Here is a 24,971-nt window from a genome sequence, read left to right as displayed (position 1 = left end):
TCACGGGCCGTCAGCTTGCCCTTCGCATGCTGCGCCTCGGTCGCCTTCTCACTCGGCCCCCCAAGCGCCTGCTCACGCAGCGCGTGGAGCTCGGCCACCCGGCCACGTGCGTCGGCGGGCCCCGCGTCGGCGGGGATGTCCTTCGGCATCACCACGACTCCTCGTCCCTCTCTCTTCGACCGGGGGCGGCCGGCGGGCCGCCCCCCACCCGGCGGCACACCGTTGGTGCGGTGTGCCGCCGGGGGCGGGGGTGGCGATGGCCGGTCCTCGCCCGTGAACCTGTGTGCGGGCGGGTGTTCATCGCCAGCTGTGCGGTGCGCGGAAGGCGCCGGCGGGCTGCCGGCGCCAGTACGCGCGGGTGTGTGTCGTGTCCGGTTCCCGCGGGGGGCGGCGGGAGGCGAGCAGGGAGAACAGCGTCGCGGTGACGGCGGCGAGTTCTTCGGCGCTGGCCACTCCGCGCTCGACGCGCAGGAGGGCCGCGGTGTCGTCGGCCGGTGTCATGTCGTCCCCTATTCCTTCGGCGGTACGGCTGCGGTGACGGCCCGGACCCCGTCCGGAATCCCCGCGGCCCCCAAGGCCCCCGGGGGATCCGGGGTCCCGGCGAGTCCGGGGGTCCGGGGGTCCGGGGTCCCGGCGAGTCCGGGGGTCCGGGGGTCCGGGGTCCGGTCGGGGTAGCAGGGTCCGGTCGGAGCCCCGGTGGGGCCGGGGCTCCGACCCGGGGGCCCGGATGGGGCCCGGACTGGCCCTGGTAGGGCCCTGGTGGGGTCTGGGTGGGGGCCGGGTGGGCCCGGGTGGGGCCGGGTGGGGCCGGGTGGGTGCGGTCGGGGTCCGGTTTCCGGCCGAGCCCGGCCGGGTGAACCGGGTCCGGGTGGACCTGGTGGGGTCTGGGTTGGACCTGAGTGGGGCCGGGTCGGCCGGGTCCGGGTGGTGGTCGGGGTTGGACCTGGGTGGGGCGGGGTCCGGGTGGACCTGGTGGGGTCTGGGTTGGACCTGAGTGGGGCCGGGTCGGCCGGGTGGACCGGGTCCGGGTGGACGGGTGGGGTCCGTTCGGCCGGGTCCGGGTGGTGTCGGGTGGGCCGGGTGGTGTCGGGTTCGGCCCGGATCGGGCAGGGGCCGGGGGGACGGGGCTGGGGTTCCGGCCGCCGGGTGGGGCCGGGGGGTGGGAAAGGGGCCGGCGGCACCGTTGGCGCCGGCCCCGTTGCCCGGGCCGCGCGGCGGGGCCGGGCAACGGGCGGTGGGCCGGGTGGCGTCAGCCGGTCTTGCGGCGGTGGAAGGTGCGGCGGCCGGCGGGGCCGGCGGCGTGGCGGGCCTTGACGCGGCTCTCTTCCTGGGCCGCCTTGGCGAGGGCGTTGTGCTCCTTGCGCTCCAGCGCCTGGCGGAACCGGCGTTTGGCCTCCTGGGCGGCCTCGTTGCGCTCGGGGGTATCGGTCATGGATGCCTCCTGGGCTGGTCGACGGCGGCGCGGGCGGCCCGTCCCGGGGGCGGGCGGGGAGAGGGAAATGCCCCCGCCCGGCCGGGCGGCCGGTGCGCCCAGCCCACCGCGCCCCGCTCGAGAACCGGTCGACGTTCGCTCGCAACCCCGCCCCGGGAACCCCCGACCCGCCCGGCCCGCCGGAGCCGTTCGCGGCCCCTTCCCGCCGGGCGCAGCGCCCTCGCCGGCGGCACGCGTGACCGCCCCCGGCAGCAGCGGCGCGGTGGTGAAGTGGTGGGGAAACGCAGCCGGCCCGCCTTTGTATCGGGGCGGGACGCGCACCGGGACGGAGGCGGGCGGGGGTGGGTGGTTGTGGGCCGGGATGCGGAGCCGGTGCCAGCGCGGGCCGGCGGGCGGTGCCGGGCCCGGGGGCGAGTGGCGGGTACGGGGCCGGCCGCCGGGGGTCTGCCTGTGGGGGGTGGTGGGTGTGCCTGTGTCATTCCGCCCCAGGGGTGCGGGGGTTGGGGGGTCAGGCGGCGTGGGCGGGGTGGGTGTGGGGGGCGGGAGGGTGGGTGCGGTAGCGGGGGGTGTGGCCGGGCGGGACGAGGGCGGGCAGCAGGGGCTGCCACAGGGTGTGGACGCGGTGGGCGAGTCCGGTGGGGGTCAGGCCGGTGCCGGCCAGGACGCCGATGCCGCAGACGGTGGTGGTCAGCAGGCTCCGGCCGCCTTCGCCGGCGGCGTCCTCGCGCAGGTCGCCGGCGGCGTCGGCCCGGCCGAGCAGCCGCAGGACCTCGGTGGTCCAGGTGTGGTGGAAGTCGGTGGCGGCAAGGTGGCGGCCGGCGCGTTCGTTGGTGATGCGCAGTCCGGCGCGTACGACGGGGTCCCGGTACAGGGCGTCGGCCAGCCAGTGGGTGAGGTCGATCAGGGTCTGCAGGGGGGCGGCGCCGGCCTGCCACTGCTGCTGGAGGAAGTCGCACAGCAGTTGCCGGCCGCGTTCCTGGACGGCGTCGGCGAGGCCTTCCTTGGAGGCGAAGTGGAAGTACAGCGCGCCTTTGGTCATGCCGGCGGCGCCGGCGATCCGGCCGAGTGTGGCACTGGCGTAGCCGTACCGGTCGAACATCTGGGCGCCCGCGAGGACCAGCCTGCGGCGGGTGCGTTCCGATCTGGCCTGCATCCCGGTTCCCCTCTCTTCCCTGTGCCTGCCCGGCCCCTCTTTTCCGGCCGGCCCTGTGCCCCCGGTGACCCGCCCCCGGCGCCCGGCGCAGCCGACGGTGGCGCGTGTGCGGCTGTGCCTGTGCCTGTCCGGGGTCTCGCGTGCTGTCCGCCCTGTCCGCGTGCACGGCCCGCGCGTACCGCACGCCGGCTGCCGGGCTCGGAGGTCGTACTCGGTACCGTCCGCGCCGTGTTCGGCGCTCGGACCCTGCCCTACACCGCCCCGGCCGGGCGCGGTGCCGGCCCAGCCGTACTGCGCGCCGCACACTCCATGCCGTGCTCGCCGTACTGCGTGCCGCACTCCATGCCCTGCTCGCCGGGCACAGCGCGGCGCCCCGCGCCGTACCCGGCGAGTACAGCGCGGTGCTCCGCGCCGTCCCGGCCGGCTCGGTGCCGGCCCGGTGCTCGGCCTGCCGGCCCTGGGGGGCGGTGCCGGGCCCGGTGCTCGGCCGGCCGGCCCTGTCGGGCTGTGCCCGGGTTTTCGTCAGCCGGTCGGGGTGAGCCGCTCGCCGGTGCGGGGGGCGGGCTCGAGCTGTGGTTCGGGGTGGGCCGTCAGGATCGAGCGCTGCAGGCGGCGCAGGGCGGCGGAGGGTTCCAGGCCCAGTTCGCGGACGAGGGCGCCGCGCAGGCGCTGGTAGACCTCCAGTGCCTCGCTGCGGCGGCCCGAGCGGTGCAGGGCGAGCATGAACTGTCCGTGCAGGTTCTCGTGGGTTCGGTAGCGGCTGACCAGGACGGTCAGTTCGCCCAGCAGCTCGCGGTGGCGGCCCAGGCGCAGGTCGGCCTCGATGCGCTGGTCCAGTGCGCACAGCCGGGTCTCCTCCAGCCGCCGCGCGTGCATCTCCAGCAGTGCCCCGGTCCGCACCCCGGCCAGTGCGGAACCGGTCCACAGGGCCAGTGCCTCCCGCAGCCGGCGGGCGGCGCCGGCGAAGTCCCCGGCGTCCATCGCCCGGTATCCCTGCCCGGCCAGCAGTTCGAACTCGCGCACGTCGCTGGTGCCGCCCGAGGTGTTCAGCAGGTAGCCGCCCGGTGAGGTCACCAGCACGTCCTTGGCGCTGCGCCGCCCGCCCCCCGGGTCCGGCGGCGTGCCGTGGAGGGTGCGGGGCGGGGTGCGGGGCCCGGTGTCGTGGACCAGTGCGGCCGAGATCAGCTCGCGCAGCTGCAGGACGTAGGTCTGCAGCGTGGTGCGCGCGCTGCGCGGCGGCCGCTGTCCCCACAGTTCCTCGGTGAGCGAGGCCACCGGCACCACCCGGTCGGCGTGCAGCGCCAGCAGGGCCAGCACCTGGCGGGGTTTGGGGGCCGTCGGGGTCACCGGGACCCCGTTCTCCCTGACGGCCAGCCCGCCCAGCACTTCGATGTCCACGCCGTCTCCCCTGTGTCGAAATCGCGCACGCCTTCACCGCGGCCCACCGGCCGCGGCACACATCGGCCCGCCGGGGAGCAGCCGGACACCACGAGTACAAAACAGGGCGGCCGGTTTGTCAATACGAGACCGTTCGCGCTGTTTCTGCGGCGGTCGGGGTGCCGCACCGGCCCGAACTGTCGGGCGGGAGACGGGGGAAAGTGGGGCAGTACGGGCGGCCGGGGGCGGGTGACGCCCGGCTGAACACGGGGGGAACAGGGCGGATGGTCTGCTATTGGGGGGTGGTGTCGTGCGGGCCGGCGGGGACGACGGGCCGGCCGGGGGCGACGGGCCGGCCGGGGGCGATGGGCCGGCCGGGGGCGAGGCGGGGCAGCATGAGTTCCCAGAAGCCGGTGATCCTGGGCGCGGACAGCCATTCGCGGTCGGCGGCGCCGAGCACCTCGAAGCCGACGGTGGCCGCGACGACGGCGGGGGCGGCGCCGTGCGAGGACAGGCCCTCGGCCAGGTGGCCCTCCCGCTCGGCGTCGCGCAGCATCCGCTCGACCCAGCCCCGCCACACCCCGCGCAGGTCCGGGCCGCCGGCCCGGGAGACGTCCGCGCTCAGGTCGAACCCGGCCCGCACCACCACGTCGTCGGCCAGCGCGCCCATCAGCGCGTGGGTGGCGTCCACCAGCGCCTGCAGCGCCCCGCCCGGCAGCGCCGGACGCGGCGAGGTGATCTGCCCCAGCCGTTCGGCCGCCTCCTGCTCCACCGCCCGCGCCAGCGCGTTCTTGTTCTCGAAGTGGAAGTGCAGCGCCCCGTTGCTGACCCCGGCCCGGGCACTGATCACGGCCAGCGAGGCGGGCGCGAACCCCTCCCGCGCGAACACCTCCGCCGCGGCACGCACCAGCGCCTGCCGCGTGCGGACCGCACGTTCCTGCTTGACCATCGCAGCGATCCCCTCACCGACGGACGGCGGACCGCACACACGCCCCGCCCCTGCGCCCACCCCGCACGGCGGACGACCCGGGCACCGGGCGGCACACGCCATGCCCCGCTCCCCCACCGGCCGCGGGACGACACCCAAGATTAACAAACCGCTTACGCGGTTTGTAAGAGGGGGAGCGGATTCCGCTACCTCACCCCCACCCGGCCCGCAGCAGACCCGGGCCACGGCCGCGCCTGCGCCTCCGCAACCCCGGCCCCCCGGCCTTCGCCGCGGCACTCGCCCCCGGCCGCGGGGCCGGCCCGGAACGTCCGTCGGGTACGCGGAACGGCCCCGGACACCCCTCGCCGCCCCGCAGGGGTGTCACCCGCCCCCGGGGCTGCGGCCCACGGCCCACGGCCCGCGGCGGGCGGCGGGCGGCGGGCCGGGGACGCGGCCCGGGACCGATCGAGGTGACGGCGATCACCGGCGGCGAGGTCGAGAGGGCCGGGCCGGCCGCCCGGCCCCCGGCGGGCGGCGACCGACAGGCCGGGGACGCCCGGTCGGGGCTCGCCGGGCCGGCGGTCAGGAGCAGCGTGCACGGTGACCGGCCGGTCCGGGCGCGGTGGTGCGCGGGGGCCGGCCGGTCACCGGCGGGCGGGGCCGGCCCGGGGGGCGCGGCACCGGGTGTGCGGGGCCGGGGCCGGGGCTGGGCGGAGGGTCGGGTCAGCGGGTCAGGGGGTGGGTGGGGTGGGGGGGTCCGAGGTGGACGGGCAGGGTGCGGTAGCCGCTGATGATGAACGATTCCAGGGGTTGCAGTTCGGTGACGGGGCGGGCCAGGCGTATGCGGGGGAAGCGGGTGAAGAGCGCGGACAGGGCGATGGTGGCCTCCAGCCGGGCGAGCGGGGCGCCCAGGCAGTAGTGGACGCCGTGGCCGAAGGCGACGCTCTCGCCGTGCGGGCGCAGCAGGTCGAAGGTGTCGGCGTCCTTGCCGTGCCGGTCGGGGTCGATGCCCGCGGCGGCGAAGGACACGATGATCACGTCGCCCTTGCGGATCAGGACGCCGTCCAGGTCGATGTCCTCGACGGCGAACCGCAGGGGGATGTAGGCGGCGGGGTTGTGGGTGCGCAGGGTCTCGGCGATCACGTCGGACCAGTCGGCGCGGCCGGTGCGCAGGTGTTCCAGCTGGCCGGGCTGGGAGAGCAGGGCGGCGACCGCGTTGCTGATCAGGTTGCTGGTGGTCTCCTGCCCGGCGCCGATCATCAGGTTCAGGGTCGAGATGAGTTCTTGTTCGCTCAGCCGTTCACCGCCGTCGCGGGCGGCGATCAGGGCGGAGGTCAGGTCCGGGCCGGGCTCGGCGCGCCGGGCGGCGACCAGACGGGCCAGCAGCTCGGTCACCCTGTCCTGGGCCCTGGCCATCTCGTCGGCCGGGACCGAGGTGCCCAAGGTGGTGTCGATCGCCGCGCACAGGGCCTGCCGGTCGGGTCCCTCGACGCCGAACAGTTCACAGATCACCCGCATCGGCAGCAGCTTCGCGAACGCCGTCCGCAGATCCACCACCCCCTCCCCCGCAACATCGCCCGCGCCCGCGCCGGCGTCGGGGCCGGCGGCGGGGGTCAACGCGTCCAGCAGGGCGGCCGTGATCCGCTCGATCCGCGGCGCCAGTTCACGGCTGCGGCGCGCGGTGAACGCCCCCGCCACCAGCCGCCGCAGCCGGGTGTGTTCCTCCCCGTAGGCGAACAGCATCGTGGGCGCGGACACCCAGTGATACAGCGGCCACTGCGGCGTGATCCGCCCCTCGACGAACGCCGGCCAGTGCCGGCCGGCGTCCTTGGAGACCCGTCTGTCCGTCAGCAGCCGCTTGAGCGGCTCGTGTCCGGTCACCGCCCACGCCCGGACCCCGCCCGGCAGCACCACCCGCGCCGCCGGCCCCCGCTCCCGCAGCAACGCCGCCTCCCCCGCAAGGTCACGCCCCGTCACATCCAGCGCATACGGACACCCCGTCCCGTCCGCACCCGCCCCCGCACTCGTCTCCACACCCGTCTCCACACCCGCGTCCATGTCCGACTCCCCTTTTTCCGTCCAGGCTTCTTCGGGCCGCGCCCACGGCGCGCACCGCCACCCTGCCCACCCCCACACCCCCGCACCCCCGCACCCGCCCCCGGGCCCCGAAGCCACCAGACACCGACCACACGAACCAGGACCGGCCGGACACAACCAGCCCCGCACCGCCGCCCGGCGACCGGGCACGCAACGCGGGCCACGGTGGGCGCGGGCCGGCCGGGGGGGCCGGGCGCGCAGCGACCGGTGGCCCGGCCGCGGGGGCCCGTGGCAGGCCGCGGCCGGGCGAGGACGGCAACAGCGCCGCGACGGCGAACGTACGGGACGGGGCTGCGTGCCCGGCCGGGTTCGGACAGCGGCCCGCCCGCCGGCCGCCAGGACCGGGCAGCCGCTCGAGCGCGACTGCGGCAGGCGCGGCCCTGGAGGCGGGCGCGGCGGGCGCGGCCGCAGGACTGCGCACTTGGGGTGATTGGTGGGTGCCGGCACGCCCGGCGATCGGAGGATGCATCGGACGCCGGCCAGGGCAGGCAACGGCCGAGCCCGGCCTCGGCCGGCACAACCGCGCCGGGCGCGACTGCCGGGCGGGCGCAACAGCGACTGCACGGAGGCGAACGTGCGGGGGCGAGAACCGTAGGGCGGAGTGAGCGGTTGGAGGGTGCAACCGCTGGGAGGCGGTGGCCCAAGCGCGGAGCCCGGGGCAGACTGCCGCCGCCCAAGGCCGGGACAACGGCCCGCCGGCGAACCGCGAGACCGGGGGCGGCTGGAGGGAGCCCGCCTCCGGTGGTTGGAGGAGACCCGCACTCCCCCGCCCAGGGCCGGGCACAGCGGCCACAGCGGGGCGGCGGAGAACTGCGGAGCGGGGCGGCAGGCACGACCGCGGCGGGTACGCAGCGCGACGGCGAACCGCGGAGCGGACACGACGATGAACCGGAGGGCGGAGGTGGGCGGTTGGAGAGTGCCCGCACGCCCCGCCGAGGGGTGGCCAAGGCGCGGAGCCGGCGGCGGGCCGAGGGCACCCAAGGCCGGGACGACAGCCCGACGGCGGACTACGGACCGGGGAGGTGGCTGGAGGGCCCGCCCCTCGGTGGTTGGAGGAGGCCCGCACTCGCCCGGCCAGGGCCGGGCGCAGCCGCCCCAGCACGGCCGCACCGCGCACGGCTGCGGGCGGACACGACGGTGAACTACGGGCCGGGAGCGGGCGATTGGAGAGTGCCCGCACGCCCGGTCGGAGCCGGTGGTCCGAGCGCGGCACGGACCGTGGTCTCCTGTGGACGCGACGGCGGGCACGACTGCGGCCTTCACCTCCGCGGCCTGGCTCTACGAGACCGGCTTCAACCACTTCTCCCGCGGCAAGGAAGGGGACGGCTCCCGGCGACCAGCTCTACCTCCAGTGCCACTGCCGGTGCGGCAACGCGACGGTGAACTACGGGCCGGGAGCGGGCGGTCGGAGAGTGTCCCGCACGCCCGGCCGGCGCCGGAGGTCCGAGCGCGGCACGGACCGCGATCGCCCGTGGACCCGACGGCGGGCACGACTGCGGCAGCTGCCAAACAGCGCGGCGGCGACGGGAGGGCGGGGGCAGCGGCGCGGCTGCGGGGCGGCGAACTACGGGGCGGAGGCGGGTGGTTGGGGAATGCCCCGCACGCCCGGCCGGGACCGGTGGCCCGGGCACGGCCCGTGGGCGGGCCCGGGGAGCGGCCCGTGGGCGGGCCCGGGGAGCGGCCCGTGGGTGGTGCCGGTGGCGCACGGCCGGGAAGGGGGGCAGAAAAAAGGGGGGGTCAGTGGGCGGCGGGCTCCGGCGCGGCGTCGCGGCGGCGGAGGGCCTCCTCGTAGGCGTGCAGCCCGCGGCCGGGAGAGAAGTCCAGGCGTACCAGCACCCCGGGCACGGCGATCGCCGTCATCAGGAACCGGTACAGATCCGCGACCCGCTCGGTCATGTCCTGCCGGCCGGTCATGATGTTCGACAGCACCTGCACCCCGGTGAACGCGCCCACGAACGTCTTGGACGCCCCCACCAGATCCACGTGCGGCAGGATCTCCCCCGCCGCCTGCGCCTGCTCGAACAGCACCTGCGTCTGCTCCATCCACGCCTGCATCGGCACCCGCCGGTCCAGCCCGTCACGCAGCGCACCCTGCTCCACCGTCAGCCGCACACTGCCCCGCACGATCGGGTCCCCGGTGTCCCGGCGCAGCAGATGCGCCAGCAGCAACGCCCGGTCCACCGCCGTCTGCAGCATCAGCTCACCCTCCGGCAGATCCGGCAGCGCATGCACCTGCTCCGCCAGCACCCCCTGCGCCAGCTCCTCCTTGGAGGCGAAATGAAAATACAGCGCCCCCTTCGTCAGACCCGACCGCTTCAGGATCTCGGAAATGGTCGCCGCCTCGTAACCGACCTCGTCGAACACCTCGGCCGCCGCCACCAAAATCGCCCGCCGCGTCCTCACGGCCCGCTCCTGCCGCGCCATCACCACCACCTCCGACATCCCCGCACCAACGAAAAGAAACCGGCGGGTTCGTATCTTAGCAGCCCAGCGGCCTGCGGACAGCCCGTGAGCACACCCCGGACCCGTCACCGCACACCGGCCCGTAAACAACAGGTAACCAAACCACCATGCCGGTTTTGCTTGAGGGGCCCAAAGGTCCCTTTCAAGCGGAATGATCGCGTCCGACCAGCAACGGAACCCGGCATATGCCGTCCCCGCCGCCCTCAGTTGTGACGCACGTCACCACGAAACCCTCACAACGCCTTGAAAACAAAACCGGTGGGTACGTATCTTTGGGGCCCTGCGCTTCCCATACCACCGGACGACCCCTATCCCGCGGGAGAGGCCATGACCCTGCTGACCCAGCCCACCCCACCCACCCCCGCCACCGGGCAGAACACCACCCCACCCCCCACCCCCACCACCCCGGGTGCGGCCACCGGCACCGGCCCGGCCACGGGGGCCGGCGCCGGTACGGCCACGGCCACAGGTGCGAGTGCGGGCACAGGTGCGAGTGCGGGGGCAGGCATCATCACGGGCACGGCCCCCCGCACCACGCCCACCGCAACGGCCGCGGGCACGATCACCACGGGTGCGGGCGGCGGAACAGGGACGGCGACCGGAACAGGGTCAGGGGCCGGGGCAGGAACAGGGGCGGGGATAGGGACGGGGCTGGGGGCGGGGGGCAGACCCGGCGCGACCTCACCCGTCACCGCTCCCGCCCCCACCACCCGCTTCCCCCCGCCACCGCCCGCCGCCACCCGCCGCCCGGCCCACCGGCCCACCGGCGGCGACGACACCGACCAGGCCACCACCGACGCCATCACCCGCGAACTGCGCCACCTGCTCTTCGACGGCGACGAACAGGACACCATCCACACCCCCTGGCGCACCCTGATCACCCACGACGCCTTCCTCACCGACGAGGACGACCTCACCCCCACCCAGCGCACCGCCCGCTCCTACCAGCGCCTGCACCTGCTCAACGCCACCGCCGCCGGCGACCCCCTCGCCCTCGCCCGCGACCCCCGCCGCCTCGCCGCCCTCCACGAATGGACCGGCATCGCCGACAGCGCCCTGGGCACCCTCGCCGGCATCCACTACAACCTCTTCCTCGGCACCCTCCTCGACCACGACCACCCCGAACACCGCGACCTCACCCCCTACACCACCCTGCAACGCACCGGCACCTTCCTCGTCACCGAACTCGCCCACGGCAACGACGCCGCCCACCTCAAAACCACCGCCCACCACCACCCCGACACCGGCGAGTTCACCCTCCACACCCCCACCCCCGGCGCCGCCAAATTCATGCCCAACACCACCACCACCGGAGGCCCCAAAACCGCCCTCGTCGCCGCCCGCCTCATCACCCACGACGGCACCGACCGCGGCATCCACCTCTTCCTCACCCCCCTCCACGACGAAAACGGCCCCCACCCCGGCATCCACATCACCCCCCTGCCACCCCGCCACCTCCCCCACCCCGTCGACCACGCCATCACCACCTTCACCCACGTCCGACTCCCCCCCACCGCCCTCCTCCAAGCCCCCCACAACCGCCTCGACCCCGACGGCACCCACCACACCACCCACGGCAACCCCCAAAAACGCTTCCTCCACACCATCGACCGCGTCACCCTCGGCAAACTCTGCATGAGCGCCGCCGCCACCGGCACCGCCCGCGCCGCCCTCACCATCGCCGTCCACTACGCCAACCACCGCCACACCACCCACCACAACACCCCCACCCCCCTCACCACCCACCGCGCCCACCACGCCCCCCTCATCGACCACCTCGCCACCACCTACGCCCTCACCCTCCTCCACCGCCACACCCTCAACCACCACACCCACCACCACCACAACGGCACCCCCCCACCCCCCGACCCCACCCACCCCCGCTACCCCACCGACCCACCCCCCACCAAAGAACAAACCCACCACCTCACCGCCCTCACCAAAGCCTTCACCACCCACCACGCCCGCACCATCACCACCACCTGCCGCGAACGCTGCGGCGCCTGGGCCCTCCACCCCCACAACCCCCTCGCCCACTACACCCAACACCTCGAAGGCACCATCACCGCCGAAGGCGACAACCTCCTCATCACCCTCAAAGCCGCCACCCACCTCCTCCTCAACCCCCCACCCCCACCCCCCACCACCCCCACACCCCCCAACCCCCTCACCAACCTCCCCCACCTCAAAAACCTCCTCCAACACGCCCAACACATCTGGCACACCCGCACCAAACAAGCCCTCCACACCCCCACCACCCCCCACACCCCCCACACCCGCTGGAACAACGCCACCCAACCCGCCCTCACCATGACCCACCTCCACACCACCCTCCACACCACCAACGCCCTCCTCACCACCCTCAACCACACCACCCACCCCACCACCCACACCCACCTCAAAAACCTCACCAACCTCTACCTCCTCAACCAACTCACCCCCCACACCGCCGACCTCATCACCCACCACCACCTCACCCCCCACCACCACAACCAAATCCACACCACCATCAACCACCTCCACCACACCCTCCACCCCCACCTCACCACCCTCACCCACGCCCTCAACCACCCCCACCAACACACCCCCACCCCACCCCCCACCCACTAACACCAACCACAACACAGACAAACACAGCCCCCAGCGTCAGTTCCCGCCGAAGCGCGGGCCGGGTCACCGCTGAACCCGTTACCGGCGCCCGGTGGGACACCCGCTGGACCGCGATGTCCTGACCGCCGCGTCCCCGGCCCCCGACCGACTCCACCGAACCGTCCGAGACAGGGCCAGGTGCCTCCTTCTCCAACTCACCCCCGACGTCGCCCGGCCAGCAGGTGCGTGTGCGCATCTACTGGCGGGCGGGGATCCTGTGGGCCGGCGCTGTGTCTGCGGTGACGACTGGTCAGCTGCGTGCCTGGGTGCGGTCTTGGCGCACGGGGCCTGCGAGGCGCGGCGCGTCGGATCTCTTGGGCAGCGGCCATCTCGGCGAGGGCGTCCTGGGGGCAGCACCGCCGGGCCGGCGACGAACCGCGTTGCCGAACTGACGGCGGCCCGGTGGCTACGGCGTACAAGGCGGCGTCGCGCGAACGGACCGCCGATACCGGGCTGTTTGTCCGTCGGAGCCTGACGAGCGGAGCTGGCGCCCTATCTGGCTTACTCGTGCGGGCGCGGCACGTGCCACCGGACTGGAAGCCTGCCGTTATGCATTCACGCGCTGACACACATGACAGAGCTCGTAGCGGCCGTTCTTCACCAGGCTTCCCCAGCCGCGGCACTCGTCGCAGTCGCGAGCCAGGGCAGTGTTCACCAAGGGGGCAGGAGCGTGGGGGTGGGCTCCAGTGGTCGTCAGGTCATGTTCCTCGAACAGAGGCCAATCCATGACAAAACTATGACATAAGGCACATAACTATGCAATGGTCTCCGGCTGGCGGCGGCCCCACACCGGGGAACACATGACCGGCACCCGACCGACGACCGGACGGCGGTCTGCCTCCGGCCGAGCGCGAGCGACGGCGCCCCGCGCCTCTGCGGAGCCTGTCGTGCCTTCGTCATCTCATCTCACGGCCACGTCTGCCCACCAGGTGCTTCCGTCGGCACGCTCCCGCACACCATGCCTGGCCGACAGCGCCATGACGATTCCGATGCCTCGGCCGTGCTCGTCCGGGTCGAGCCCGGAAGCCGGCCCGTCGGCCTGAGCCGCAGGTCCCGCATCGGTCACCTCGACACGTACGGCTTGGACAGCGTCCACCAGGACCCGCGACACACGAAGCGTCGCCGGAGGCAGGGCGTGGGCGATCGCATTGGTGAGCAGTTCCGAGGCCAGCAGGACCACGTCCTCAGCAACGTCCGCCGACAGGTGCCAGTCGACGAGGACCGCGCGCAGGCGCCGACGCATCACCGTGACTGCCTCGGGGACGTGCGGCAGGGGAAAGACGCACGTGACGTCGTCGGGAAGCTCTGCGCCGAGCTGCGCCACTGTCATGGCCCGTCCTCCTCCGGAAGCACTGCCGGCCGGTGGCCGGGGTGATGAAACGCTAGGGAGGTGGAGACGGTCGGTCAATGAACGACGGTCGGCATTGCCGAACGGAGGTTCTCGGGCGAAGACCGGACTACGATCGTCCTATGGTCGGCCCGGTCCAGTCCATAGAACGGGCGGCGGCGATTCTGCGTCTGCTCGCCACCGGTCCCCGCAGGCTGGGACTGGGCGAGGTGGCGTCATCGCTCGGACTGGCCAAGGGCACCGCTCATGGCATTCTGCGCACCCTGCAGCATGTGGACTTCGTGGAGCAGGACGCTGCCACCGGAAAGTACCAGCTCGGAGCGGCGCTGCTCCATCTCGGTACCAGCTACCTCGACGTCAACGAGTTGCGGTCGCGCTCCCTCAACTGGGCCGACGCCCTGGCCGCCCGCAGCGGGGAGGCCGTCCGCCTGGGCACACCCCTGGAGGGGCAGGTGCTCATCGTCCACCACGTCTTCCGGCCCGACGACACCCTCCAGACCCTGGACGTGGGCGCACTGCTGCCGCTTCACGCCTCCTCCCTCGGCAAGGTCCTGCTGGCCTTCGGGGCCACGCCCGTCGAGCCTCTGCTGAAGGCCGGACTGGAGGCCTACACCCGGCACACTCTGGTGCTCCCCGAGGATCTCAGCCGGGCGCTCGGCGAGATTCGAGAGCTCGGCTGGGGCTCCGAGGTGCAGGAAATGAGCATGGGTGACGCCGGAGTCGCCACGCCGATCCGAGGGCACGGCGGCCTCGTGGTGGGCGCGCTCGGCGTATCCGGCCCGGTCGAGCGGATCTGCGACTCAGGAGGCCGGCCCCAACCGGCCCTGATCACCTTGCTCAGGGAGGCCGCACGGGCGATCTCCAGAGAACTGGGCGCGGCGCGCTGGTAGACATCCGCTGCTCCGCGACACATCGGAAGGCAGGCCCGATCATGGTTGCACGGTATGTGATGTCCATCGACCAGGGCACCACCTCCACTCGATGCATCCTGTTCGACCACCGCGGGGGGCTGGTGTCGGTCGCCCAGCGAGAGCACCGCCAGTATTTTCCTCAGCCCGGATGGGTCGAGCACGACGCCGTGGAGATCTGGCGCAACCTGCAGCGCGTGGTGCCGGAGGCACTGTCCCACGCCGGCGTGGACGCCGGGCAGATCGCCGCCATCGGGATCGCCAACCAGCGGGAGACGACCGTGCTCTGGGACCGGCGGACAGGTGTGCCACTGGGGAAGGCGATCGTCTGGCAGGACACCCGCACCGCTCCGCTTGTCGACGAGCTGAGAAACCGGCACGGGGACGAGTTCTTCCTGGAACGCTGCTGCCTGCCTCCCTCGACCTACTTCTCCGCGCCCCGGATCCGCTGGTTGTTCGATCACATCGACGGGCTGGAGCAGCGCGCCCGGGACGGCGAGGTGCTGTTCGGCACGATGGAGAGCTGGCTGATCTGGAACCTCACCGGTGGAAGGGACGGCGGCCTGCACATCACCGACGCCACCAACGCCAGCCGCACCATGCTCATCGACATGCGCACGCTGACCTGGGACAGCGAGCTCATGGAGTTCTTCGGAGTCCCGCACCAGATGCTGCCGGAGATCCGTCCTTCCGCCGAGTGCTACGGCGAGGCCCGCTCCGTGCTCCCGGGGATCCCGATCACGGCCGCCCTCGGCGATCAACAGGCGGCCTTGTTCGGGCAGACCTGTTTCTCGCCCGGCGAGGCGAAGTGCACCTACGGGACCGGCAGTTTCCTGCTCATGAACACCGGCTCCGACGTCGTCCGATCCCGGCACGGGCTCCTCACCACCGTCGCATACAAGATCGCGAAGCAGCCCGCGGTCTACGCCCTGGAGGGGCCGATCGCCGTCACCGGCTCGCTGGTCCAGTGGTTCCGCGACCGACTGGGTCTGATCAACAGTGCACCTGAGATCGAGACCCTGGCACGCACCGTCGAGGACAACGGCGGCTGCTACATCGTCCCCGCGTTCTCCGGTCTGTTCGCACCCCATTGGAGAAGTGACGCCCGCGGCGTCATCGTCGGCCTCACCTCGTACATCACGAAGGGCCACTTGGCCCGAGCCGTCCTGGAAGCCACCGGCTGGCAGACACGGGAGGTCGTCGACGCCATGAACGCCGATTCCGCGCTCGCCCTGCAGCAGCTCAAGGTGGACGGGGGCATGACCTCCGACAACCTGCTCATGCAGTTCCTCGCCGACGTGCTCGACGTTCCCGTGGTACGGCCCCTGGTGGCCGAGACCGTGTCGCTCGGCGCTGCCTACGCCGCCGGCCTCGCGGTCGGCTACTGGTCGGACATGGAAGTCCTGCGCCGCAACTGGCACCGGGCCGCCCAGTGGCTGCCTGACATGGATGCGGAACGGCGGGAGCGCGAATACGACTGCTGGCAACGAGCCGTGGAGCGGTCCCTGGGGTGGGTCCAGCCGCCGAGGCGGTCATGACACCCCAGGGGCCGGCCTTCGAAAGACCCGCCGTCCTGGTGAGATCGACCTGAAGAGCATTCAGACCGCATCGTGTCTACACGCGGGCCGGACACAAAATCGGACGGGCGAGAGACCGACAGGTCGCCTCGACCGTCGGATCAGCTGGGTAACCCATCCTGACGGCTCCCTGCGGCCGGCATTGGTGGAGTCCGATGCAGAGACCTGTTGAGCGGCTGCCGAGTTCGGGCGGTAGCCGCGCTACTGGGAATTCTCCGCACCGTGCGACGGCGGCCTGCGTTCGACGGCGACCCAGCGGGACTTCCGTAGCGTCGCCGCCGGCCATCCTGCGGCAGAGCGGCCGGTCTGCACCGACCCGGTGACGAGCGGCCAGGCGTATGCGGCAGGATGAGCTGTCCACGCCCGATGTCGTACGCACGTCCGGCGGGATCAATGCATCCTGGATTCGAGCAGGTACAAGTGACGAACAATCAAATCCGGCCGGTGGGCAGATTGCCGCGTCCTTCGGGAGGCGAGCGATGAACCGGGACCTCACCTTCGGCGACGTGATCGTGGCCGGGGTCGCCTTGGCCGCAGGCCTGTTGGTTGCGCTCCTTCTCCGCATGCTGCTGTTGTGGTTGGGCAAGCACGCGACGAGGACGCGCTGGAGCGGGGACGACGTCATCGTCCATGCGATGCGCGCGCTGGTGCCGTGGGCGGCGATAGCTGGGGGCGCGGCGGCTGCGGCCGCGGTGCTGCCGCTGACCACGACGGTCCAGCGGCACGTCAACCAGTCCCTGACCGTGCTGCTCATCCTCGTCACGACGATCACGGCGGCCCGAGTGATCACCGGCCTGTTGCGTACGGTCACGCAGTCCCGCCCTGGCGTCGCCGGATCGGCCACCATCTTCGTCAACATCACGCGCGTCGTTGTCCTCGCCATCGGCTGCCTGGTGGTGCTGCAGACCCTCGGCATCTCGATAGCCCCACTCCTCACCGCCCTGGGCGTGGGCGGTCTCGCGGTCGCCTTGGCCCTCCAGGACACTCTCGCCAACCTCTTCGCGGGCATCCACATCCTCGCCTCGAAGACGGTCCAGCAAGGCGACTACATCAAGCTCAGCAGCGGCGAAGAGGGATACGTCGTCGACATCAACTGGCGCCAGACGACGATCCGTGAGCTCTCCAACAATCTGGTCATCATCCCCAACGGCCGGCTCGCCGGCTCGAACATGACCAACTACAACCGCCCCGAGCAGCAGATGACCCTGCTCGTACAGGTGGGCGTCGGCTACGACAGCGACCTGGACCACGTCGAGCGGGTGACCAACGAGGTCGTCGTGGAGGTGATGACCGAGATCACCGGTGCCGTCCCCGACCACGAGCCCGCCGTGCGTTTCCATACCTTCGGCGACTCACGCATCGGCATGACCGTCATCCTGGGGGTCGGTGAGTTCAGCGACCAATACCGGATCAAGCACGAGTTCATCAAGCGTCTGCACAAGCGGTACCTGGCGGAAGGCATCCGCATTCCGGCGCCCGCGCGGACGGTCGCGCTCCAACACGGCTCGGTCACCATTCCGCATCAGCGGGACGCGGCCACCGAGATCGCCGTCCAGCCTCTCCGGCCGGCCGCCGGGCCGGGAGACGAAGACGCTGTCCCATTGGCGGGCCAAGCACCCTAGCGGGCAACCGCACCCTCATCTGCACCAAAGGAGCCGCTCCGCGCAGATCGCAACACCTCCGACACCGGCGGCAGGCCGGTTACTCAGCTGCGACACCGCAGCCGAACGCGCCGCGTACGCGCGGGCCGTGGCAGCGGGCCTTGCCTCCCCGCAGGCGCGACGGCGTTTCGATGCTCGGCCCGGGGTCACTGCGGCCGCGGTGCTCCCTGATGTGAACCATCACTTCGAAGCTGCCGTGCGGCGGTCCGCGAGCTGGACCGCACACGCGGCGAGCCGGTACGGCTGCGTCAGGTGTCGGCGCTGATGTGTGGTCCGCCCTGACGGTTGTCAGTGTGCCCGGTTGCGTCATGGCCATCTTCTACCTGCAGCGGTCAGAAGCCTTCTCGTTCGGCTTGCCGTCAGGCTCCGCACCAAGGGGTTCGAACCGGCTGGTCTCCTCGACGAGTCCAGCGAGGATTCCCGTTGCCACGTAGCCGGATCACGGATCACCCGGCGTATGAGCAGGCGCGGCCTGCCGGGCCGTGCCGGACGGTCCAGGAACTGTTGAACTCGATGTATGGACCATGACCGCACCGACCCGGCGGAGGGTGCTCCGACGCCCCGGCCCGAACTGATCACCTTCGGCCACAGCACCGCGGACCGGGGAACGCTGGCGCGGCTGCTCCGGGGAGCAGGCGTCACCGCCGTCGTGGACGTCCGGACCGCTCCCGGCAGCCGCCGGGATCCGGACGTGTCACGGCAGCGGCTGGGCCGGTGGATGCCCGAAGAGGGCATCGCCTACCGGTGGGAGCCGCGACTGGGTGGCTTCCGCAAACCATCCCCGGACTCGCCCGACACGGTCTGGCGCAACGCCTCCTTCCGCGGCTACGCGGCTCACACACGCAGCCCGGAGTTCGTCACGGCCGTGGACGCCCTCCTGGACCAGGCGCAGCGGGAGCGCACCGCGGTGATGTGCAGCGAAGCGGTGTGGTGGCGCTGCCACCGGCGTCTGATCGCCGACTTCGCCGTCATGGCCCGCGGCGTGCACGTCCACCACCTCATGCACGACGGACGCCTCACCCCGCACAGCCCCACCCCGGGTGCGCGTCTGCGCGACGACGGCCTCCTCGTGTACGACGGCGCCGGTACGTATGACGACGCCGGTACGCCGCCATGACAGCCCTCATGCCCGTTCTCTGGCCGGACAGGTTCACCCGTGCCCCCGGGTGCGCACCGGCGGGCACGGCCGCGCCGGTACGCGATCAGGACACCTGGATGCCGATGAGGCAGGTGTCGTCGTCGGTGTCCGACTTGCTGTGCGTGAGCAGCAGGTCCAGTCGGCGGTCCAGAGTGGCGACCGGGGTCCGGGCGGCCGTGAGCAGCTGGGAGAGCGAGGCCTGGACGGCGGTGTCCCGGCGTTCGACCAGGCCGTCGGTGTACATCAGCAGCGTGTCGTCCGGCTCGAGCTGGACCTCACCTTCCTGGTACGGGGCGTCCGGCATGACGCCGAGGAGCAGTCCGCCGAGCAGCGGCAGGGTGTCGGCCTGCTGTCCGCGCACCAGCACGGGCGGGAGATGACCGGCCCTGGCCCAGCGCAGTACGCGGGTCCCCGGGTCGTACAGTCCGCACACGGCGGTGGCGGTGACCTGTTCGGTGAGATGGTGGGCCACGATGTTCAGCCAGGACATCAGCTGTCCGGGCCCCGCGCCGGTTACGGCGAGGCCGCGCAGCGCGTTGCGCAGGATGACCATCCCGGTCGCGGCCTTGATGCCGTGGCCCGCTATGTCGCCGACGCAGAGCAGTATCCGCCCGGACGGCAGGGCGACGGCGTCGTACCAGTCGCCGCCCACCAGCGACTCGGCCTCCGCCGGACGGTACCGGACGGCAACCTGGAGCCCGGGGGCGTCGAGGGGGTTGCGGGTCGGCGGCATGATGGCGTGCTGGAGCTGCAGCGCCAGGCGATTGCGCTCGGCCGACTCCTGCTCGGTGTGGGCGAGTTGGTCGCGGGTGGCGGCGAGCGCCACCTCGGTCCAGTGCTGGGAGGAGATGTCCTGGTAGGCCCCCCGCAGGGCGAGCAGACGGTCATCGGCGTCGAGGACCGGTTCTGCGATGACCCGGATGTGGCGGGTCACGCCGTCGGGACGCTGGAGGCGGAAGGCCGTCGAGGTGGGTCTGCGGTGGTGGAGCACGGTCCGCAGGAACCGGCCGATGGCGACAGTGTCGTCGGGGTGTGCGTGCTCGGCGAGGTCGTGCAGCGACACCGGGTCCTCTGTGACGGCCCGCCCGTACAGGTCGAAGAGCTGCCCGTTCCAGGTGATGTCGCCCGTGACGAGGTTCTCCTCGAAGCCGCCGATGCGTCCGAGGCGCTGGGCGTGCTGGAGCAGGCTGGCCAGCCGCGCGGTCTCGTCCTCGATGCGCCAGATGAGCAGGACGCTGGCGCCGTGCCGGCTGATGCTGAGGTCGGCGACGGACGCGAGGGGGACCTGGTCCACGAGCGCGGTGAGCGTCATGCGCTGTGCGCGGAAGGGCTCACCGGTGGCGTAGACGCGTTCGATCTTCTCGAAGAGTTCGCTGTCACCGGCCGCCATGGGGTACGCCTCCAGCAGGAGGGCCCCGCTGACGGCGCTGCGGGGGCGTCCCGCGGGGTCCACGAAGCTGCTGTTGGCGTGACGGACACGGAAGTCGGTGAGCTGGCCCTCCGCGTCGATGTGCGGGGTCAGCACCAGCGCGGGGTCGTAGAGACCGTCCGCCAGATCGACGAGCTCGGCCACGTCGGCGGGCTCCGGTACTGCCGGGAATTCCGTGCCGGTGGCGGGGAGACTGTCGAGGGTGTGGGCGCACAGCTCGGCCAGGGCCTCCATCTGGCGGGCGACCGCCGGTGACCACGGGGCCGGCTGCTGGGGCCAGCAGATCTCGAGCACCCCGAGGATCCGGCCGCCGGTACCGGCGGGCAGGGCGACGCGGCCGCCGCCGGGTGCCTGCTTCTGCCCGATGGAGGGCACCTGGGCCTCGGTCAGGGACGAGAACCGCACGGCACGCCGCTCGATGAGCGCCTGGCGGGCGACGGTCGCGACACCGGGCGGCACATATCGCCAGCGTCCAGCCTCGTCGGCGCTGAATCCGGCGTGGCCGCGCAGGGTGAGGGAGGAGTCGGAACCCGCGGTCCAGATGGCCACGGCCGTCGCGCCCAGCGGGGCGAGTGCGTGCTCGAGCAGGGACCTGGCGACGGCCTGGGTGTCGCCGGCGGCCAGCGCGGCGCTCTCTGCGGTGCGCAGCCGTACGGAGACGGACGAGCCCGTGTCCTCGCCGGTACCGGGTCCGCGGTTCACCTGCCGGACGAACTCGCCCGTCACTTCCGTGACCTGGTCGCGGGCGGCCTGGTTGATGATGTCCGCCGCCAGTTCCAGCTGGGACAGGTGAGCCTGGTCGGCGAGTTCGGCCAGCTGGCGCGCGGCCTGTGCGGGACCGCAACGCAGCCGCTCGATCAGGATGCCCTTGGCGAGTTCGACCAGCGCCCTGCCGTCGGCGGCGGCGTGCGCGGCGCGCACCTGTGCCCGAAGCCTTTCGACGGTGGCCGCCAGACGGCCGACGGGGGTGGTCTGCTGCGCCCCTCTTTCCGATGTGGTGATCACTCGCCGGGCGCCGGCGTCGACGCAGCCGCCGATCGGGGCGGTGGGCGCATCGTCCTGATGGCCGCAGGGGGCCGGTCCGAGGCCCCCGTGCCGACCGAGCGCGTCCTCGGAGGGGGTCATGACACCACCAGACCATCGCCCGACTTCGGGTTCAGCCAGCGGCGGACACAGGCGATGAGGTCGTCGGCGTCGACCGGCTTGGTGACGTAGTCACTGGCGCCCGCGGCGAGGCTCTTCTCCCGGTCGCCGGGCATGGCCTTCGCCGTGACCGTGATGATGGGAAGGTCGGCGTGGGCGGGCATCCGCCTGATCTCGGCGGTCGCGGCGTACCCGTCGAGCTCGGGCATCATCACGTCCATCAGGATGAGGTCGATGTCCGGGTGCTCGGCGAGGGCGTCGATCCCCTTCCGGCCGTTCTCGGCGTGCAGGACCTGGATGCCGTGGAGTTCCAGGATGCCGCTGAGGGCGAAGAGGTTGCGGGCGTCGTCGTCGACGACGAGGACGGTGCGGCCGGGGAGAAAGTCGTCCACGCTCCGGGGCGTGAGGGGGCGGGTCTCCTCGCCGCGGCGCAGGGGAACGACGTCGCCGGGCTGGTCGGCGGACAGGTGCAGCGCGATCCGTTCCCGCAGTTCGTCCAGGCTGGAGAGGAGCTCCAGCGGCCGGGTGCGAGCACGCGACTCGAGAGTCCGCTCGTCGGCCGCGTCGAGGCGGCGGTTGTTGTGTGCCAGTACAGGGACGGTCCGCAGCGCGGCGTCGCCGTCCATGGCGTCCAGGAAGTGCAGGGCCTCGCTGTTCGCCATGTCGAGCTCGAGGACCACGCAGTGGAACGGTGCGGTGGCGAGTGCCTCTGCCGCCTCCTGCGGGCCGACCGCCGCGACCAGTTCGATGTCGTCGCGGTCGCCCAGCTCGTGGCCGGTCAGCTCGGCCACCGCGCTCTCGGCGACGAGGGACAGCAGCCCGCGCGGACGCTCCTCGATCACGAGCAGCCGGCGCGGTCCTCGCGCCTCGGCGTCGACGGCCTGACGGTGGGCGTCCGACGGCTCGCCGTCGTGGGGGGCGGCACCGGCGACAGGTCCCTCGTGCCCGCCGTCCGGGGTGTCGTGGAAGTCGGCGCGGGCCACGGGCAGGTACAGGGTGAAGGTGGAGCCGCGGCCGGGTGTGCTCCGTGCGGTGAGCGCACCGCCGAGCAGGTGCGCGATCTCGCGGCTGATGGACAGCCCCAGCCCGGTGCCGCCGTACTTGCGGCTGGTCGTGCCGTCCGCCTGCTGGAAGGCGCCGAAGATCGCTTCGAGCTGCTGCTCCGGGATGCCGATGCCGGTGTCCTCGACGCGGAAGGCGACCACGGCACCGCCGCGGTGGACGGAGGCGGGGAGCTCGCCGTCGGCGGCGGGCTCGATGCGCACCCTCACGCTGCCGCGTTCGGTGAACTTGACCGCGTTGGAGATCAGGTTCCGCAGGACCTGCCGCAGCCGGGAGTCGTCGGTGAGCAGGTCGACCGGTACGCCGGGTGCGGTGTGGATGGTGAAGTCGAGGCTCTTCTGCGTGGTCAGCGGGCGGAAGGTGGCGTCGACGTAGTCCAGCAGCTGGGCGAGGGCGACCCGTTCCGGGTTGATGTCCATCTTGCCCGCCTCGACCTTCGACAGGTCGAGGATGTCGTTGATCAGCTGGAGCAGGTCGGAGCCCGCCGAGTGGATGATGCCCGCGTACTCGACCTGCTTTGCGGTGAGGTTGCGGGTCGGGTTCTGGGCCAGCAACTGGGCGAGGATGAGCAGACTGTTGAGCGGGGTCCTCAGTTCGTGGCTCATGTTGGCCAGGAATTCGGACTTGTACTTGGAGGCGAGCGACAGCTGGTGGGCGCGATCCTCCAGTTCCTGCCGCGCCTGCTCGATCTCGAGGTTCTTGCCTTCGATGTCCCTGTTCTGGGCGGCCAGCAGGGCGGCCTTCTCCTCCAGTTCGGCGTTGGAGCGCTGGAGTTCGTCCTGCTGGACCTGCAACTCCTCCGAACGGGCCTGGAGTTCGCTTGCGAGGCGCTGCGACTCGTCGAGGAGTTCGTCGGTCCTGGCGTTGGCGACGATGGTGTTGACGTTTCCGCCGACCGTCTCCATGAGCTGTTCGAGGAAGTCCCGGTGGATGCGCGTGAAGGGGGTGAAGGAGGCCAGTTCGATGACGCCGAGGATCTGGTCGTCGACGACGATCGGCAGGACGATCAGGCTTCCGGGGGTTGCCCGGCCGAGCCCTGAGGAGATGCTCACGTAGTCGGCGGGGACGCCGTCGACCTCGATGGTCCGCCGGCTGCGGGCGGCCTGGCCGACGAGGGACTCACCCAGTTGGAAGCGGTCGTGGCCGGCGCTGCCTGCGGGACGCCCGTAGGAGCCGACGCGCCGGAGTCCGGTGCCGTCCGGGGTCTCCTCGGCGAGGTAGAACGCACCGTACTGGGCCGAGACGAGCGGAGTGAGCTCGTCCATGACGAGCTCGGCGACCTTGGCCAGGTCACGGTGTCCCTGCATCAGTCCGGAGATCAGGGCGAGGCTTGACTTCAGCCAGTCCTGTTCCTGGTTGGCCCGGGTCGTCGCGCGCAGCGAGCCGACCATCGCGTTGATGTTGTCCTTGAGTTCGGCCACCTCGCCGGAGGCGTCGACGGTGATGGACCGTGTCAGGTCACCCTCCGCGACGGCGCTGGCGACCTCCCCGATCGCCCGCACCTGACGGGTGAGGTTGCCGGCCAGCTCGTTGACGTTCTCGGTGAGGCGCTTCCAGGTTCCGGCGACATTCGGCACGCGGGCCTGGCCGCCGAGCCGGCCTTCGGTGCCGACCTCGCGGGCCACCCGGGTCACCTCGTCGGCGAACGACGACAACTGGTCGACCATCGTGTTGATGGTCTCTTTAAGCTCCAGGATCTCGCCCCGCGCGGTGACCGTGATCTTCTGCGACAGGTCGCCCTGCGCGACGGCCGTCGCCACCTGCGCGATGGACCGCACCTGCCCGGTGAGGTTGCCGGCCATCGAGTTCACGGAGTCGGTCAGATCGCGCCACGTCCCGGAGACGCCCTTGACATCGGCCTGGCCGCCGAGATTGCCCTCGGTGCCGACCTCCCGGGCCACCCGGGTCACCTCGTCGGCGAACGACGACAACTGGTCGACCATCGTGTTGATGGTCTCTTTCAGCTCCAGGATCTCGCCCCGCGCGGTGACCGTGATCTTCTGCGACAGGTCGCCCCGCGCCACGGCCGTGGTGACCTGTGCGATGTTGCGGACCTGGGCGGTGAGGTTGCCCGCCATGGCGTTGACGGAGTCGGTCAGGTCCGCCCAGGTGCCGGAGACTCCGGGGATCTCGGCCTGACCGCCCAGGGTGCCCTCGGTGCCGACCTCGCGGGCGACCCTTGTCACCTCAGAGGTGAACAGCGACAGTTGGTCCACCATGCCGTTGAACACGGTCGCGATCTCGCCGAGGAGTCCGTTCGCCCCGTCGGGCAGCCGGGTGCCGAAGTCGCCGTCACGCACGGCCGTGAGACCGGCCAGGAGCTGCCGCAGGTCCGACTCGCCGACCTTGCCCGCGCCGCGCGCACGTGAGCGCGGCACCGTGTTCGAGCTGTCGGCAGAAGTCTCAGCCATGCCCATTCCTCGCTACCCCTCGCCGGGCGCCTCGCCGCAGCGGCGCCCTCCCCGCGGCCCTCGACCGGTGGGCCGCCCTCCACGACGTCTCATCGCTCGGTACGACGGTTGTCGTACGGCAAATTACGCCGCAGACTACCCCGGCTCGAGGCGTACACCAAAGCGCGACCGGGACGGAGGATAGGCTTCCGCCAT

Annotated in this window: 16 protein-coding genes; 6 read left to right on the top strand and 10 right to left on the bottom strand. The window is 72.4% G+C overall.

Annotated features, from left to right (window positions below; all coding sequences use genetic code 11):
• Positions 1–297: 297 nt before the first annotated feature.
• The 3 genes from ACTMTU_RS06985 to ACTMTU_RS06975 form a co-directional block, all read right to left on the bottom strand.
• Complete coding sequence (locus tag ACTMTU_RS06985) at positions 298–501, bottom strand: acyl-CoA carboxylase subunit epsilon (RefSeq protein WP_441262573.1); 204 nt, start codon at positions 499–501, stop codon at positions 298–300.
• Between the two features lie 748 nt (positions 502–1,249).
• Complete coding sequence (locus ACTMTU_RS06980) at positions 1,250–1,432, bottom strand: DUF5302 domain-containing protein (protein WP_441262572.1); 183 nt, start codon at positions 1,430–1,432, stop codon at positions 1,250–1,252.
• Between the two features lie 508 nt (positions 1,433–1,940).
• Positions 1,941–2,585, bottom strand: coding sequence for a ScbR family autoregulator-binding transcription factor (locus tag ACTMTU_RS06975; protein WP_441262571.1), 645 nt, complete (start codon positions 2,583–2,585; stop codon positions 1,941–1,943).
• A gap of 314 nt (positions 2,586–2,899) precedes the next feature.
• Here ACTMTU_RS06975 and ACTMTU_RS06970 point away from each other — a divergent pair, with 314 nt between their 5' ends.
• Positions 2,900–3,124, top strand: coding sequence for a hypothetical protein (locus ACTMTU_RS06970; protein WP_441262570.1), 225 nt, complete (start codon positions 2,900–2,902; stop codon positions 3,122–3,124).
• On the opposite strand, the gene ACTMTU_RS06965 is transcribed toward ACTMTU_RS06970, so the two are convergent.
• The 4 genes from ACTMTU_RS06965 to ACTMTU_RS06950 form a co-directional block, all read right to left on the bottom strand.
• The gene (locus ACTMTU_RS06965) at positions 3,108–3,983 is read right to left on the bottom strand and encodes an AfsR/SARP family transcriptional regulator (protein WP_441262569.1); all 876 of its coding nucleotides are present in this window, start codon (positions 3,981–3,983) and stop codon (positions 3,108–3,110) included. The two genes, ACTMTU_RS06970 and ACTMTU_RS06965, sit on opposite strands and share 17 nt — an antisense overlap.
• Positions 3,984–4,254: 271 nt before the next feature.
• Positions 4,255–4,911 carry a ScbR family autoregulator-binding transcription factor gene (locus tag ACTMTU_RS06960; RefSeq protein ID WP_441262568.1) on the bottom strand — a complete coding sequence of 219 codons (657 nt, stop codon included), beginning with the start codon at positions 4,909–4,911 and terminating at the stop codon, positions 4,255–4,257.
• 702 nt (positions 4,912–5,613) lie between these two features.
• The gene (locus ACTMTU_RS06955) at positions 5,614–6,948 is read right to left on the bottom strand and encodes a cytochrome P450 family protein (RefSeq protein WP_441262567.1); all 1,335 of its coding nucleotides are present in this window, start codon (positions 6,946–6,948) and stop codon (positions 5,614–5,616) included.
• A 1,776-nt stretch (positions 6,949–8,724) separates the two neighbouring features.
• Positions 8,725–9,411, bottom strand: coding sequence for a ScbR family autoregulator-binding transcription factor (locus ACTMTU_RS06950; RefSeq protein WP_441262611.1), 687 nt, complete (start codon positions 9,409–9,411; stop codon positions 8,725–8,727).
• Between the two features lie 366 nt (positions 9,412–9,777).
• Between ACTMTU_RS06950 and ACTMTU_RS06945 the strand changes: the two genes are divergently transcribed.
• Positions 9,778–12,060, top strand: coding sequence for an acyl-CoA dehydrogenase family protein (locus ACTMTU_RS06945; protein ID WP_441262566.1), 2,283 nt, complete (start codon positions 9,778–9,780; stop codon positions 12,058–12,060).
• 940 nt (positions 12,061–13,000) lie between these two features.
• Here ACTMTU_RS06945 and ACTMTU_RS06940 read toward each other — a convergent pair.
• A complete protein-coding gene (locus tag ACTMTU_RS06940) occupies positions 13,001–13,429 on the bottom strand; it encodes an ATP-binding protein (RefSeq protein WP_441262565.1) in 429 nt (142 codons plus the stop codon).
• A 140-nt stretch (positions 13,430–13,569) separates the two neighbouring features.
• On the opposite strand from ACTMTU_RS06940, the gene ACTMTU_RS06935 reads away from it, so the two are divergent.
• The 4 genes from ACTMTU_RS06935 to ACTMTU_RS06920 all read left to right on the top strand — a co-directional run bounded on the left by ACTMTU_RS06935 (position 13,570) and on the right by ACTMTU_RS06920 (position 18,710).
• On the top strand, positions 13,570–14,337 hold the full coding sequence (locus tag ACTMTU_RS06935) for an IclR family transcriptional regulator (RefSeq protein ID WP_441262564.1): 768 nt from the start codon (positions 13,570–13,572) through the stop codon (positions 14,335–14,337).
• 41 nt (positions 14,338–14,378) lie between these two features.
• Positions 14,379–15,893, top strand: a complete 1,515-nt coding sequence (gene glpK, locus ACTMTU_RS06930; RefSeq protein WP_441262563.1) for a glycerol kinase GlpK — start codon at positions 14,379–14,381, stop codon at positions 15,891–15,893.
• A 518-nt stretch (positions 15,894–16,411) separates the two neighbouring features.
• Entirely contained in the window at positions 16,412–17,554 is a 1,143-nt protein-coding gene (locus ACTMTU_RS06925; RefSeq protein ID WP_441262562.1) for a mechanosensitive ion channel family protein, read from the top strand.
• Between the two features lie 556 nt (positions 17,555–18,110).
• The gene (locus tag ACTMTU_RS06920) at positions 18,111–18,710 is read left to right on the top strand and encodes a DUF488 domain-containing protein (RefSeq protein WP_441262561.1); all 600 of its coding nucleotides are present in this window, start codon (positions 18,111–18,113) and stop codon (positions 18,708–18,710) included.
• A gap of 85 nt (positions 18,711–18,795) precedes the next feature.
• Here ACTMTU_RS06920 and ACTMTU_RS06915 read toward each other — a convergent pair whose 3' ends face one another.
• Entirely contained in the window at positions 18,796–21,285 is a 2,490-nt protein-coding gene (locus ACTMTU_RS06915) for a SpoIIE family protein phosphatase (protein WP_441262560.1), read from the bottom strand.
• Positions 21,282–24,776, bottom strand: a complete 3,495-nt coding sequence (locus ACTMTU_RS06910; protein ID WP_441262559.1) for a HAMP domain-containing protein — start codon at positions 24,774–24,776, stop codon at positions 21,282–21,284. The genes ACTMTU_RS06915 and ACTMTU_RS06910 overlap by 4 nt, the downstream gene beginning before the upstream one ends.
• Positions 24,777–24,971: the final 195 nt, after the last annotated feature.

The organism is Streptomyces sp. OZ13, assembly GCF_052068155.1.
In the GTDB taxonomy this organism is placed as follows: Bacteria; Actinomycetota; Actinomycetes; order Streptomycetales; family Streptomycetaceae; genus Streptomyces.
Note: the sequence above shows the minus strand (reverse complement) of the source record. Positions and strands in the feature narration are given on the sequence as shown.

Bases quoted from the DNA above. Each gene is read 5' to 3' on its own strand.
- ACTMTU_RS06975 (WP_441262571.1), bottom strand. From the start codon at position 2,585: ATGCAGGCCAGATCGGAACGCACCCGCCGCAGGCTGGTCCTCGCGGGC.
- ACTMTU_RS06945 (WP_441262566.1), top strand. From the start codon at position 9,778: ATGACCCTGCTGACCCAGCCCACCCCACCCACCCCCGCCACCGGGCAG.
- ACTMTU_RS06915 (WP_441262560.1), bottom strand. From the start codon at position 21,285: ATGACCCCCTCCGAGGACGCGCTCGGTCGGCACGGGGGCCTCGGACCG.
- ACTMTU_RS06950 (WP_441262611.1), bottom strand. From the start codon at position 9,411: ATGGCGCGGCAGGAGCGGGCCGTGAGGACGCGGCGGGCGATTTTGGTG.
- ACTMTU_RS06910 (WP_441262559.1), bottom strand. From the start codon at position 24,776: ATGGCTGAGACTTCTGCCGACAGCTCGAACACGGTGCCGCGCTCACGT.
- ACTMTU_RS06960 (WP_441262568.1), bottom strand. From the start codon at position 4,911: ATGGTCAAGCAGGAACGTGCGGTCCGCACGCGGCAGGCGCTGGTGCGT.
- ACTMTU_RS06925 (WP_441262562.1), top strand. From the start codon at position 16,412: ATGAACCGGGACCTCACCTTCGGCGACGTGATCGTGGCCGGGGTCGCC.
- ACTMTU_RS06955 (WP_441262567.1), bottom strand. From the start codon at position 6,948: ATGGACGCGGGTGTGGAGACGGGTGTGGAGACGAGTGCGGGGGCGGGT.
- ACTMTU_RS06935 (WP_441262564.1), top strand. From the start codon at position 13,570: ATGGTCGGCCCGGTCCAGTCCATAGAACGGGCGGCGGCGATTCTGCGT.
- ACTMTU_RS06920 (WP_441262561.1), top strand. From the start codon at position 18,111: ATGGACCATGACCGCACCGACCCGGCGGAGGGTGCTCCGACGCCCCGG.
- glpK (WP_441262563.1), top strand. From the start codon at position 14,379: ATGGTTGCACGGTATGTGATGTCCATCGACCAGGGCACCACCTCCACT.
- ACTMTU_RS06980 (WP_441262572.1), bottom strand. From the start codon at position 1,432: ATGACCGATACCCCCGAGCGCAACGAGGCCGCCCAGGAGGCCAAACGC.
- ACTMTU_RS06940 (WP_441262565.1), bottom strand. From the start codon at position 13,429: ATGACAGTGGCGCAGCTCGGCGCAGAGCTTCCCGACGACGTCACGTGC.
- ACTMTU_RS06985 (WP_441262573.1), bottom strand. From the start codon at position 501: ATGACACCGGCCGACGACACCGCGGCCCTCCTGCGCGTCGAGCGCGGA.